Here is a 12,835-nt window from a genome sequence, read left to right as displayed (position 1 = left end):
CCACCCTAGGGAAACCGGGCGGCGATGACAACCGCGGGCAAGGAGTCGCAGCCGCTGGGCCGACCCGCAATGACGCCGCCAAATGCAGAGCGCCCGGGCATGCCGGGCGCTCTGATCACTACCTGAACCGCTGTGGTCGGCGCGGCTCAGCGTGCCTCTGCGACTTCCACGCCGTCCATGCCCTGCGCCAGCGTGCGGGCATCGCCGCCCTGCGCCAGCTTGATGCGCAGGCGCACCTCGTTCTGGCTGTCGGCGTAGCGCAGCGCATCCTCGTAGCTGATCTCGCCGGCCTGGTAGAGCTCGAACAGGGCCTGGTCGAAGGTCTTCATGCCCAGCTGCGTGGACTCCTTCATCACTTCCTTGAGCTTGTGGATCTCGCCGTCGCGGATGTAGTCCTGCACCAGCGGCGTACCCAGCATGATTTCCATCGCCACGCGGCGCGCCTTGCCGTCGGGGGTCGGGATCAACTGCTGCGCAACCACGCCCTTGAGGTTCAGCGACAGGTCCATCAGCAACTGGCTGCGGCGGTCCTCTGGGAAGAAGTTGATGATGCGGTCCATCGCCTGGTTGGCGTTGTTGGCGTGCAGCGTGCACAGCACCAGGTGGCCGGTCTCGGCGAAGGCGATGGCGTGGTCCATGCCCTCGCGGGTGCGCACCTCGCCGATCATGATCACGTCCGGCGCCTGGCGCAGGGTGTTCTTGAGCGCGTTCTCCCAGGTGTCGGTATCGATGCCGACCTCGCGCTGGGTGATGATGCAGCCCTCGTGCTTGTGCACGAACTCGATCGGGTCCTCGATCGTGATGATGTGGCCGGTCGAGTTCTGGTTGCGGTAGCCGATCATCGCCGCCAGCGACGTCGACTTACCGGTACCGGTAGCGCCGACGAAGATGATGATGCCGCGCTTGGTCATTGCCAGCGTCTTGATGATCGGCGGCAGGCTCAGCTCCTCCACCGTCGGGATCTTGGTCTCGATCCGGCGCAGCACCATGCCCACCTGGTTGCGCTGGTAGAAGCAGCTGACGCGGAACCGGCCGACGCCGGTCACGCCGATGGCGAAGTTGGACTCGTGGGTCTTCTCGAACTCCTCGCGCTGCTGCGGGTTCATCACGTTGAGCACGAGGTCGCGGCTCTGCTGCGGCGTCAGCGGGTTCTGCGTGATCGGGCTGATCTTGCCGTTGACCTTCATCGACGGCGGCATGCCGGCGGTGATGAACAGGTCCGACGCCTTCTGGTGCGCCATCAGCTTGAGGAAGGAGGTGAAGTCGATGCTGCTGCCGGTGGTGGCGCTGGTGTTCATGCGGATGCCTCCGTGAGGCGCTGGAGCCGTGTGCGGTTCAGGGCGCGCTGCGCCCGTGCTTCTGGCCCCTCCAGCGAGGGGCCACGTCTACCGTCAATCGAACAGACGCTTGTCCTTGGCGTACTCGCGCGCCTGCTGGCGTGCGATCAGGCCGCGCTTGACCAGGTCCTGCAGGTGCTGGTCGAGCGTCATCATCCCGTACTGCTGGCCGGTCTGGATCGCCGAGTACATCTGCGCGACCTTGTCCTCGCGGATCAGGTTACGGATGGCCGGGATGCCGACCATGATTTCCCAGGCCGCGGTACGGCCTCCGCCGACCTTCTTCAGCAGCGCCTGGCTGATCACCGCGCGAAGCGATTCCGACAGCATCGAGCGCACCATCGGCTTTTCGCCCGCGGGGAACACGTCGATGATGCGGTCGATGGTCTTGGCCGCCGAGCTGGTGTGCAGCGTGCCGAACACCAGGTGGCCGGTTTCCGCGGCGGTCAGCGCCAGGCGGATCGTCTCCAGGTCGCGCAACTCGCCGACCAGGATGTAGTCCGGGTCCTCGCGCAGCGCCGAGCGCAGGGCCTCGTTGAAGCCGTGCGTGTCGCGGTGCACCTCGCGCTGGTTGATCAGGCACTTCTGCGAGGTATGCACGAACTCGATCGGGTCCTCGACCGAGAGGATGTGCGCGTATTCGTTCTTGTTGACGTGGTCGAGCATGGCCGCCAGCGTCGTGGACTTGCCCGAGCCGGTCGGGCCGGTCACCAGGATCAGGCCCTGCGGCTGGTCGATCAGCTCCTTGAAGATGCGCGGGCAGCCCAGGTCCTCGAGCGTCAGCACTTCCGAGGGAATGGTGCGGAACACCGCGCCGGCGCCGCGGTTCTGGTTGAACGCGTTGACGCGGAAACGCGCCAGGCCGGGGATCTCGAACGAGAAGTCGACCTCGAGGAATTCCTCGTAATCGCGCCGCTGCTTGTCCGACATGATGTCGTAGACCAGCGCGTGCACCTGCTTGTGGTCCAGCGCCGGGATGTTGATCCGGCGGACGTCGCCGTCGACGCGGATCATCGGTGGCAGGCCGGCCGACAGGTGAAGGTCGGATGCTTTGTTCTTGACCGAAAACGCCAGAAGTTCGGCGATATCCATGCGTGCTCCCCCGCAACGCGAATGGCCCATGACAGGCCTTGAACTGGAACGGTACAACCCCTGCGCGGCAGTATAGCCCTGAGTCATCACCGCAAATCCAGCACTCCGAACCGGGAGCTCCCGACGTGTACCAACGCCGCCTGCACGAAGTCCTGCAACGCATTGATAACGCGGCCGGGGACGCCGGACGGCCAGCACCGCGGCTGTTGGCGGTGTCCAAACGCCATAGTGCGACGGCAGTCGCGGAACTGGCCGGCGCCTGGGCGCGGATGCAGCCGCAGGCGATCGTGGCGCTGGGCGAGAACTACGTGCAGGAGGCGGTGGCCAAGCAGTCGGAACTGAACAGGCAACCGGCGCTGCCGGCGATCGAATGGCACCTGATCGGCCACCTGCAATCGAACAAGGCGCGCGAGGCGGCCACCGCCTTCGACTGGGTGCAGACCGTCGACCGCCCCCGACTGGTGGACGCGCTGGCGCGGCACCGGCCAACGGACCGTCCGCCGTTGAACGTGCTGCTGCAGGTCAACATCGACGATGAGTCGAGCAAACACGGGTGCGCGCCCGATGCGGTGGCCGACCTGGCCGCGGCCATCGCGGCCCACCCGTCGCTCCGCCTGCGTGGCCTGATGGCCATCCCGACGCCGCACGACGACGTCGAACGCCGCCGGCCGGCGTTCGCGCGGATGCACGCGCTGTTTAGCGAGTTGCAGGCGGCGCACCCGTCAGTCGACACGCTGTCGATGGGCATGAGCGACGACCTGGAGGTCGCCATCGCCGAAGGCGCGACGATGGTTCGGGTGGGGACGGCGTTGTTCGGGGCCAGGGATTAGGGACTGGGGACTAGGGGCTGCCTGCTCGATGTCTCTCCCGAGCAAACGGAAGCACCTGATGTTCCAAGTCTTTGCCACACCAACGCGTACAAGCAGCTCCCTCGCTGCGCTCGGCAAGGTGGCCACCCCCTAGCTAGCCGCTAGCCGCCATCCCCTACACTGACCCGCCTCCCACCCCATCGAGGAGCGCCATGACCTCCGAGCCCAACGCCTCGCCCGCCCTGCCCACCGTCGCTTTCATCGGTGGCGGCAACATGGCCCGCAGCCTGATCGGCGGCATGGTCGCGCGCGGCGCGCAACCTTCGAACATCCGCGTCGCCGAACCCGATGACGCCACCCGCGAGGCGCTGCGCGCGGACTTTGGTGTGTCGGTTTTCCGCGAGGCGCATGAGGCCGCCGACGGCGCGGCGATCTGGGTGTTCGCGGTCAAGCCGCAGGTCATGCGCGTGGTCTGCAACGGCATGCAGGCGGTGGCCGGTGCGCACCCGCCGCTGGCGATCTCGGTCGCGGCCGGCATCACCAGCACGCAGATGAAGCACTGGCTCGGAGGCGCGGCCGCGGTGGTGCGCAGCATGCCCAACACGCCGGCATTGCTGGGCGCCGGCGTGACCGGCCTGTTCGCCAGCCCCGAGGTGTCCGACGAGCAGCGCGCGCAGGCCGACGCCTTGCTGGGCGCGGTCGGCCAGACAGTGTGGATCGACGACGAAGCGCAGATGGATGCGGTCACCGCCGTGTCGGGCAGCGGGCCGGCCTACGTGTTCCTGCTGGCCGAGGCGATGCAGGCCGCGGGCGAGGCGCAGGGGCTGCCGGCCGATGCCGCGCGCACGCTGGCCACGCACACGCTGATGGGCGCGGCGCGGATGCTGGTCGAGTCGGGCGAGCCCGCCGCCGTCCTGCGCAAGCGCGTCACCTCGCCGGGCGGTACGACCCAGGCCGCGATCGAGACCTTCGAATCCGGCGGCCTGCGCACGCTGGTCGATCAAGCCGTTACCGCCGCCACCCGCCGCGGGCGCGAGCTGTCCGCCGCCAACGACTGAGGCCCCCATGCGCAACCTGCCCTTCGTGAAGCCTGCTTACGGTGCCGCCGCCCTGGCCCTGCTGATGACAATCGGCGCGGCCGGCTGCGGCCGCGAGCCCTCGGCGATGTCCGATGCGGCCGCGCCCGCCGGTAATTCGATGCAGGAGGCCACGGTCCGCAGCGGTGACGTCACCATTCGCGCCAGCGTCCTGCCGACCACGGCGATGTCCGAGGCGGTCGCCGCGCAATACGGCATCCAGCGCGACCCGGGCAGCGTGATGCTGCTTGTCGGCGTACGGCAGGGCCCGAACATGCAGGAGACCGCGCTGCCGGCCACGATCACCGCCACCGCGACCGACCTGCGCGGCGTACGCCAAACGCTGGAGTTGCGCGAAGTCCGCAGCGGCGACCTGGTCGACTACGTCGGCATCGCCCGCGTGTCGCCACCCGACACCTTGCGCTTCGACCTGGACATCCGGCGCGAGGACGGCGCGACCAGCACCATGCAGTTCACGCGCGACATCTTCCCGCGCTGACGCGGCAATCGGGGTCTCGCACGGTGCGTTGCGGCCACGTGCACCCACGCCTCCGCGAGGTGCCCCTCAGCTTTCCGGCATCTCCGACATCGGAATTCGTTGCGCGCCCGGGGGGGGCGTGAACCGGAAATCCCCGGGCGACACCGGCGCCCCGGTCGTCCAGGTGAACTCCGCGCTGTAGCCGGGCAGGCCGCGATCCTTCAGGTCGACCATGGACAGCTTGCACGGCATCGAATCCTGGTCGACGTGCAGCTCCCACACCACGTCCTCGTACTTGTAGGAGTAGTGCTCGCACTCGCGCCCGTTGATGACGCCGGTGCCCGAGTACGTCGCGCGCGTGGACTGGCGCATCCGTTCGGGCTCCTCGTCCCAGGCGAACAGATGGGCCACGGGCAGGTCGAGTCCCCGCTGCTCCCGGGCCGCGGCAAGCAAGGTCTCGATCGTACCCACGGCATCCCACTGCGCATACGCGTTGCGGCCGGGGGAATACACCGAGATCAGCTGCCCGTCGAAATACACCTTGCGGACGACGCCATCGCCCTGGACATCGGCGAACAGGTGTTGGGGCCGATCGACCACGTACCGGACCTGGCCCTTGAAGTCCCGGTAGCGCCCGCCGCCCACCGCCGTCCGGGTGCTCACCTCCGTGTCCAGGACGTACGTGTCCAGGGCGCGAAGCCTGTCGCGGACGTCCGACAGCGTGCGGAATGCCTCCTGGTCCACGCGATCGGCTGCCGACACCGGAGCGGCGACCGCGCACAGGATGAGCTGCGCCAGCAAAGTCGATTTCATGATCCAACCTCGATGTTGCGTTTCGGGTCGACGCACGGCATCGCGCTGCGCCATCGGCAACTGATCCTCGACACCCAGGCGGGACGCCGATAGGAAGCGGCACCTCGGGCTGACTATGGTCGAGCCGTGCCTCCATCGGTATTGGCGCAATGGGAACCGGCCGCTACCCGTTGGGGCAGCCAGGGGGCTGTGTCGGAACGGGCGCGACCCCACGAACCCTCGGCAGGCGCGGGGTCGGCGGTGGCTCGCGATTGGCGGCCGCAGCCCACGCCCCATTTCCCCGCACAGGATTTCCGTAGCGCACGCGGCTACAGTGCGCGCGGGGGGACTGCACGTGGACGGAGTCACATGAGCCAGGGGATCATCCTGCTGTTCGTCCTTGCCGCCACGTTTGCGCTGTGCGGCGTCCTGCACCTGCTGGCCTGGCGAAGCGACCGCATCGCGCGTGAGCGCCTGTGGTTCGGCTTGGCCGCGATGGCTGCCGCAGGTGCAATCGGCGTCTACGGCATCTTTCCCGACCTCGATACCCCCTCCAGCGCCGCCCAGCGGGCATCGATGGGCTTTTCCATGGCCTGGGGCGTGGCGATCGTGTGGTTTTCCGCCGAGTATTCCGGCGCCGGCGCCACCACGCGCCAGGTGTCATGGCTGGTCACCGTCCTGTTCGCGCTGGCGCTGGTGGAAGCGCTGGTGTCGCCGTGGCCAATGGGGGTGCAGGCGTCGTCCGACCCGGGCCATCGCCAGGGCCTTCCGGCGGACCTCGCACTGTTCGGCCTTGCACTCCTGGTCGCGGCGGGTTCGGTCCGGCTATGGCGATCCAGGTCCCGCTTGCGGGCGCTGACGCTGGGTGCGGGCATGGGCCTGGCGATATTCGAAATGGCGGGCTATGCCACGTTGATTGAACTGGACATCGCGCGCCTGCCCACCCCGGTGCCGCACGTGTTCATGCTGATGGTGCTGCTGGTGTCGTACGAGCTGGCCTACAGCCTGGAGACGACGCAGTCGATGACAGAGCGCCGGCAGCAGGGCCTTGCGCACATCTCGCGCCTGGCCGTGGTGGGGGAGCTGACGGCCTCCATCGCGCACGAGATCAACCAGCCGCTGGGCGCGATCCTGAGCAACACCGAGGCCGGCGAACTGTTGCTCGAACGCAATGCGCCGCCCATGGACGAGCTCGGGCAGATCCTCCAGGACATCCGTCGCGACGGCCTGCGCGCGACCAACGTCATCCAGCAGGTGCGGACGCTGGTTCGGAGCCAGGAGGTCGTACTGGAAAAGCTCGATGCGAATGCTGTCGCCGAGGACGTCATCGGACTCGTCGCTCCGGAGGCCCGCAGGCGACGGATTACCCTGGACCTCCTGCTGGCCGCCGAACCGGTCCATGTGCGCGGGGATCGTGGACGGCTGGAACAGGTGCTGATCAACCTGCTCATCAATGCACTGGATGCCATGGACATGGACCCGCCCCGGGACCCGCTGCCCGGTGCGCCGGCCGAGGTCGTCCTGGCGGTATCGCGCAACGCCACCAATGAAACCGAGTTCCGGATCACCGACCAGGGGCACGGCATTCCACCGGAACATCTCGACCGGCTGTTCGACTCCTTCTATACCTCCAAGGCCCATGGCATGGGACTGGGCCTGTCGATCGCGCGGTCCCTGGTGGAGCTCCACGGGGGCTGGATCCAGGCCGAAAACAATCCACACGGCGGTGCCACCTTCCGGGTGACCCTGCCCGCGTTCCAGGAGCGCCAGGGAAACCCATAACGCACACCGGCGATGGCGCAACCGCTCGTCGGAAAAACTCCAGAAAATGGCCGGTGCCCATGCACATCCGCGTTGCGAGTGTGCACGGGGTCTAGAGTGCGTTCAGGGGGATGGATCCGTTGCATCGGTTTCTCATGGAGGGTGCCGCATGGAACACGTCAATCCGATCGTGCATGTCATCGACGACGACATGCCGACGCGAGACGCACTGCATCGCTTGCTGAGCGGGTTCGGCTTCGAGGTGCGCGAATACCCCTCGGCCGGCGAATTCCTGCTGAGTTGGCCGCCCGACGTCCCGGGCTGCCTGTTGCTGGACGTCCGGATGCCCGGCCCGAGCGGGATGGACCTGCAGCGTGCGCTCATGCAGCGCGCGGATGCCCCGCCGGTGGTGTTCCTCACCGGCTGTGGCGACATCGCCATGAGCGTGCTTGCAATCAAGCGCGGCGCGGTCGACTTCCTCACGAAACCGGTCGAGCGCGAGCCGCTGCTGGCGGCCGTGACCGCGGCGCTCGAACGCGATGCCGCCCAACGTGCTGACGATCGCAGGCACGATGCCCTGCGCAAGGCATTCGAATCGCTGACCGCACGCGAGCGCGAGGTATTCGAGCAGGTGGTGGCCGGCCGCCTCAACAAGCAGATCGCCGGTGACCTCGGCACGTGCGAGCGCACGGTCAAGGCGCACCGCGCGCACGTGATGGAAAAGCTGCATGCGCGCTCGGTCGCCGAACTGGTGCACATCGCGGTGCAGCTGCAGACGCCACCCACGAACGAACCGCCGCGGGCGATGGCGCGCCTCCAGGCCTGACCCGGTCTCTTCGATCGATGTCCGTGCGCGACGGCGCGTTGGCGCGTTGGCGCGTTGGCGCCACGGCGCCGCGGCAGGAGAACCGCCGACCTGCCCCAAAGGACATGCGGGTACGCACCAACTGACAGTTCCGGACGGCGATTGCGCGCAGGAATATCCGAGAGGCCGCATTCCATTGAATCGCTTCTGCCGGAGACCGCCGTCGGGCCAGCATGGTGCACTCCAAGCGCGAAGTGGTACTGGTCGAAGACGACACTGGAATGCGCCGGGCCGTAACCCGGATGCTGACCACTGCAGGGTATGAGGTGAGGAGCTTCGCCTCGGCGGAAGCGCTGCTCGATGAGCTCGCAGGCGAAGCCCTGTGGCGTGCGAGCAGCTGCATGGTCTGCGACGTGCGGCTGCCGGGCGTGTCGGGGTTCGAACTGCACCGTCGTGTCGCGGAACGGGGGCCACTGCCGCCCTGGATCTTCATCACCGCCTTCGACAACCCGGCCGTGCGCGACCAGGCGCAGCGGGCGATGGCGACCTACCTGGCGAAGCCCTTCGAGGGACGCGCCCTGCTCGCGCTCATCGCACGCGCGGTGGAATGACGCGCCGGCGCCTGCCCGAAGGGGCACCGGGCGCCGCCCCGCAAGTCAATTTTAAGCGCACCACGCGTTGGTCAGACTCCATGGCACTGCGGCACGTCCGCATTGCCGACCCATAGCGCCTGCACGTCGCCGGCGCACCACTGGAATCTGCGCGAGGTCACCATGAAATCACCGACGTGGATGCTGGTTCTTTTCCTGTTCCTCGCCGCTGCGTCCGGCTGCGCGACCGGACCGGTGATAACCGCCGATTACGACCGCAGCGCCAACTTCACCGCCTACCGGACGTTCGGGTTCGCCAGTCCGTTGGGCACGGACGCCGCGGGCTACGAGTCGCTGGTGACGCAGACGATGAAAGCCGCCTCCAGGCGCGAGATGGAGAGGCGCGGCTACATGTTCGTCGAGACCGATCCCGACCTGCTGGTCAACTTCAACGCGCACCTGTCCAGACAGCTCCAGGTGACCCAGGCGCCCCCGATGCCCTCGATGTACTACGGCTACCGCGGCGGCTACTACGGCGGCTGGACCGGGTACAGCAACCAGACCCGGATTGACCAGTACGTCGAGGGCACCATCAACATCGACGTCATCGATGCACGCCAGAAGAAGCTGGTCTGGGAAGGCGTGGCCGTCGGCCGAGTGCAGCCACGCGAGCGCGACGCGCAGCGCGCCGCACTCGATGCCGTGATCACGGAAATCTTCGCGAAGTACCCGTTCCGGGCGAACGAGTGATGCTCACCGTCCGCCGCCAGCAACGCGGAGCATCGACGTGAACCACCGCGAGCGAATCGGGCCCCGCACCCATTGCCACGGGCACGCGCGCGGCCGGGGGCACGCATGAACACATCCGTCGCCGCGACCATCCATTTCACGGACCGCACCAGCCTCACCCTGCGTTGGCCACAGATGCAGGCAGGCGACGCCGCGACCATCACCAGCAAGGTGCGGCAGGCACTTGAAGCCGGGAGCCTGGTCGCCGCCGTCGGCAACGACCTGCTGGTGGTGCCCATGCAATCGGTCAAGTACGTCTACGTCACCCCTGCCCCTTCGGCGCTTCCGACCACGGTCATCCTCGGTGCAAGCGTCGAGGGTGGACGCAACGCCGACGACTGGGCGGGCGGCTGAGCCGGGCGCGGGGCCCGACGTGACTGCGCCCTGAGGCATTGGAGGAGCACGCGATGGCCACACTTGCCGAAGCCGCCCCCGTGTTGGACGACCCCGCGCTGCCGGCACTGCTGGAGTGCGATCGCGTGCTGCTCAAGGTCGGGCGCCGGATCCGCGTCCTCAAGGCGATCGACTGGCCAGTCGAACTGGAGGAGCGCTTCCTCGCCGGGTGGCGCCAGGGCCGGCCCGAGCTGCCGGCGCCACCGACCCGCCCGACCGATCTGGCCGACGAGGCGAAGGTGCTCGAGGCGCTGATGCCGCGGCTCGACCGGGGCCATCCCATCGGCAACTGGCTCTACAAGACCGCATGGAGCTGCCATGTCGCGACGCGGATGCTGGGCGCCGTGGGCACGCCGGAGTTCACCCGGTTCTCGACGCTGCTGTACGGGCGCCCGGACACGCAGTACCGCAGCCAGGCCGTGACCAACGTCGAAAGCGCAGCCGAGATGCTTGCCATCACCGACGAGATGATCGGACCGCATCCGTTGTTGGCGGTGCCGTTCGACATCCCCGCCGTGGATTTCGCGCGCCAGCTGCGCGAGCGCATCGCCCCGCTGTTCCGCGACGACCCGGTCGAAGTCGTGCTGGATCCCGGCCTGTCGTCGAAGGCCACGGCCGGCAGCAAGCGGATCAGCCTTCGCTCCACCGCACTCTTCTCGCAGCGTGATCTGGACCAGCTGGTCGAGCACGAAGCCTTCATCCATACGCTGACCGCGGTCAACGGCCGCCACCAGCCCCACCTGCAGACGCTCGGCCTTGCGGCGCCGCGCACCACGCGCACGCAGGAGGGGTTGGCGACGTTCGCCGAGATCATCACCGGTGCGATCGACATCGCCCGCCTCAGGCGCATCGCCCTGCGCGTGGTGATGGTCAAACGGGCCCTGGACGGTGCGGACTTCATCGATGTCTTCCGCGGTTTCCTCGACGCGGGCCAGTCCGAAGTCGAGAGCTACCGCAGCGCCGCGCGTGTGTTCCGCGGTGGCGGCGTGCGGGGCGGCGTGTGTTTCACCAAGGACGGCGCGTACCTGGAAGGCGTCATGCTCATCCACGTCTTCATCCGCAAAGCCTTGCAGGAAGGCCGCGGCGAGCTGCTTCCGATGCTGTTCGCCGGACGCCTGACGACGGCCGACGTGGTCACGCTGGCGCCGTTCCGCGACAGCGGCCTGGTGGCGCCGCCACGCTACCTGCCGCCCTGGGCGCGCGACCCGCAGCGCGTCCTGTCGATCATGGCCTTCTCCGCTGCCGCCCAGCGTTTGCAGCTGGACCGGCTGGACCTGCAGCGGTTCGTCGATTACGAGGATGAGGTCATCGCCGAGGCGGACGTCGATGGCTAGCGCGTCGCGGCGACTTCACTGAGCACCATGCGCGACCGCCCTGCCCCTGCCACCGTGTCCGCCCGCCTGCGCGCGCACGCGCGAGCACGCACGGCCGGGCACTGGCTCGCGCTCGTCGCCGGCGCCGCGGCGATGGGCATGTCCGGCTGCACCCTGGGGCCCGACTACGTCCGCCCCACGGTTGACGTGCCGGCCGTCCACCGGTTCGCCCAGGCTGCGCCACCGCAGGGGCAGCCGCCCACATTGGCGGCGCTTCCGGCGTGGTGGGCCGGGTTCGGGGACGCCGAGCTGGACGCCCTCGTCGGCGAAGCGCTGGCGGCCAACCACGACCTGCGCGTGGCCACCGCCCGCGTCGACGAGTTCGCCGCGCGCGTGGTCTCGACGCATTCGCAGGCGCTTCCCCAGGTCGGGTACGGCGCCAGTGGTGGCCGGCAGCAGGTCGGCAATGTCACGGCCGGCTCGTACACGGCCGTGTTGTCCGCAAGCTGGGAGCTCGACCTGTGGGGGCGGATCCGCCGCGAGGACGAGGCTGCCCGCGCCAACCTGATGGCGACCGAACAGGCCCGCCTCGGCGTCGCGCTGACGCTGGTGTCGGCAGTGGTCTCGGGGTACGTCACGCTGCTCGACCTGGACCGCCGCCTTGAGATCTCCCGGGCCACGCTCGAGGGCCGCAGGCGCAACGTCGAGGTGTTCCAGATCCGGCTGGACGGCGGCGCCGTGTCGGATTTCGAAATGATGCAGGTGACCGCGGAGTACGAAACCGCGGCATCGTCGATCCCCGACCTGGAACGCGCGATCGCGCAGCAGGAACACGCCCTGTCCGCGCTGGTGGGGCGTAATCCCGGGCCCATTGCGCGCGGTGCCACGCTGCTCTCGCTGGAGCCGGTCCCCGTGCCGGCGGGCCTGCCGTCCGAACTGGTCACGCGTCGGCCCGACATCCTGCAGTCCGAACAGCAACTGGTCGCGGCCAATGCCCTGGTGGGTGCGGCGCGTGCGCTCTACTTCCCGACGGTGTCGCTGACCGGATTCGGTGGCTCGGCCAGCAGCGAACTCGACGGACTGTTCAGCGGCGGCGCCCGCACGTGGTCGTTCGCAGGCCAGCTGCTCGGCCCGCTCTTCGCAGGCGGCGCCATCGATTCGGCGAACGCCCAGGCAGAGGCACGCCGCGAACAGGCGCTGGCGATCTACCAGCAGACGATCCAGGCGGCATTCCGCGATGTCAGCGACTCCCTTGCCGCCATCCAGTACACCCGTGGCGTGGTCGATTCACTTGAGCGCCGCGTCGAGGCCCTGCGGCGCGCGGTCGTGCTCGCCACCGAGCGATACGACAACGGCTACTCCGACTACCTGGAGGTGCTGGACACCGAGCGCAGCCTGTTCTCCGCGGAGCTGGCACTGACGGCCGCGCGCGGCGACGGCTACCGCTCGCTCGTCAACCTGTACCGGGCGCTGGGCGGGGACTGGATCGCGCCGTCCGTGCCGTTACCCGCCAACGCGGGCGCGCCGGCAGGCACCGATGCGACGACAGGCCCGGACGCGCCGGGTACCCGCAGTTCCTCCGGATGACGGAAGCGAAGAC

Annotated in this window: 13 protein-coding genes; 10 read left to right on the top strand and 3 right to left on the bottom strand. The window is 68.5% G+C overall.

Going from position 1 to position 12,835, the window contains the following annotated elements; genetic code table 11:
* Positions 1-146 precede the first annotated feature (146 nt).
* Both K6753_RS07830 and K6753_RS07825 read right to left on the bottom strand, forming a co-directional pair.
* A complete protein-coding gene (locus K6753_RS07830; protein ID WP_223675897.1) occupies positions 147-1,298 on the bottom strand; it encodes a PilT/PilU family type 4a pilus ATPase in 1,152 nt (383 codons plus the stop codon).
* A 93-nt stretch (positions 1,299-1,391) separates the two neighbouring features.
* Positions 1,392-2,429 (bottom strand): type IV pilus twitching motility protein PilT, encoded by a 1,038-nt coding sequence (locus K6753_RS07825; RefSeq protein ID WP_223675896.1) that lies wholly within the window; start codon positions 2,427-2,429, stop codon positions 1,392-1,394.
* Between the two features lie 125 nt (positions 2,430-2,554).
* Here K6753_RS07825 and K6753_RS07820 point away from each other — a divergent pair, with 125 nt between their 5' ends.
* The 3 genes from K6753_RS07820 to K6753_RS07810 all read left to right on the top strand — a co-directional run bounded on the left by K6753_RS07820 (position 2,555) and on the right by K6753_RS07810 (position 4,813).
* Positions 2,555-3,259 carry a YggS family pyridoxal phosphate-dependent enzyme gene (locus K6753_RS07820; protein WP_425492093.1) on the top strand — a complete coding sequence of 235 codons (705 nt, stop codon included), beginning with the start codon at positions 2,555-2,557 and terminating at the stop codon, positions 3,257-3,259.
* A 191-nt stretch (positions 3,260-3,450) separates the two neighbouring features.
* Positions 3,451-4,296 carry a pyrroline-5-carboxylate reductase gene (gene proC, locus K6753_RS07815; RefSeq protein WP_223675895.1) on the top strand — a complete coding sequence of 282 codons (846 nt, stop codon included), beginning with the start codon at positions 3,451-3,453 and terminating at the stop codon, positions 4,294-4,296.
* Positions 4,297-4,303: 7 nt separating this feature from the next.
* On the top strand, positions 4,304-4,813 hold the full coding sequence (locus K6753_RS07810; protein WP_223675894.1) for a DUF4426 domain-containing protein: 510 nt from the start codon (positions 4,304-4,306) through the stop codon (positions 4,811-4,813).
* Positions 4,814-4,879: 66 nt separating this feature from the next.
* Here the strand turns inward: K6753_RS07810 and K6753_RS07805 are convergent, their stop codons facing one another.
* Positions 4,880-5,605 carry a DUF2092 domain-containing protein gene (locus K6753_RS07805; protein ID WP_223675893.1) on the bottom strand — a complete coding sequence of 242 codons (726 nt, stop codon included), beginning with the start codon at positions 5,603-5,605 and terminating at the stop codon, positions 4,880-4,882.
* Between the two features lie 348 nt (positions 5,606-5,953).
* Between K6753_RS07805 and K6753_RS07800 the strand changes: the two genes are divergently transcribed.
* The 7 genes from K6753_RS07800 to K6753_RS07770 all read left to right on the top strand — a co-directional run bounded on the left by K6753_RS07800 (position 5,954) and on the right by K6753_RS07770 (position 12,822).
* Positions 5,954-7,366 carry a sensor histidine kinase gene (locus tag K6753_RS07800; RefSeq protein ID WP_223675892.1) on the top strand — a complete coding sequence of 471 codons (1,413 nt, stop codon included), beginning with the start codon at positions 5,954-5,956 and terminating at the stop codon, positions 7,364-7,366.
* Between the two features lie 148 nt (positions 7,367-7,514).
* Positions 7,515-8,171: a response regulator transcription factor gene (locus tag K6753_RS07795; RefSeq protein WP_223675891.1), complete on the top strand. Its 657-nt coding sequence runs from the start codon at positions 7,515-7,517 to the stop codon at positions 8,169-8,171.
* A 212-nt stretch (positions 8,172-8,383) separates the two neighbouring features.
* Positions 8,384-8,761 (top strand): response regulator transcription factor, encoded by a 378-nt coding sequence (locus K6753_RS07790; protein WP_223675890.1) that lies wholly within the window; start codon positions 8,384-8,386, stop codon positions 8,759-8,761.
* Between the two features lie 162 nt (positions 8,762-8,923).
* Positions 8,924-9,490 (top strand): DUF4136 domain-containing protein, encoded by a 567-nt coding sequence (locus K6753_RS07785; RefSeq protein WP_223675889.1) that lies wholly within the window; start codon positions 8,924-8,926, stop codon positions 9,488-9,490.
* Positions 9,491-9,595: 105 nt separating this feature from the next.
* Positions 9,596-9,883, top strand: a complete 288-nt coding sequence (locus K6753_RS07780) for a hypothetical protein (RefSeq protein ID WP_223675888.1) — start codon at positions 9,596-9,598, stop codon at positions 9,881-9,883.
* 53 nt (positions 9,884-9,936) lie between these two features.
* Complete coding sequence (locus K6753_RS07775; RefSeq protein WP_223675887.1) at positions 9,937-11,256, top strand: tyrosine/phenylalanine carboxypeptidase domain-containing protein; 1,320 nt, start codon at positions 9,937-9,939, stop codon at positions 11,254-11,256.
* A gap of 27 nt (positions 11,257-11,283) precedes the next feature.
* A complete protein-coding gene (locus tag K6753_RS07770) occupies positions 11,284-12,822 on the top strand; it encodes an efflux transporter outer membrane subunit (RefSeq protein ID WP_223675886.1) in 1,539 nt (512 codons plus the stop codon).
* Positions 12,823-12,835 lie beyond the last annotated feature (13 nt).

Origin of the sequence: Novilysobacter selenitireducens (genome assembly GCF_020026895.1) — a bacterium.
Lineage (GTDB): Bacteria > Pseudomonadota > Gammaproteobacteria > Xanthomonadales > Xanthomonadaceae > Lysobacter_C > Lysobacter_C selenitireducens.
This window is presented reverse-complemented; position numbering and strand designations above follow the sequence as displayed.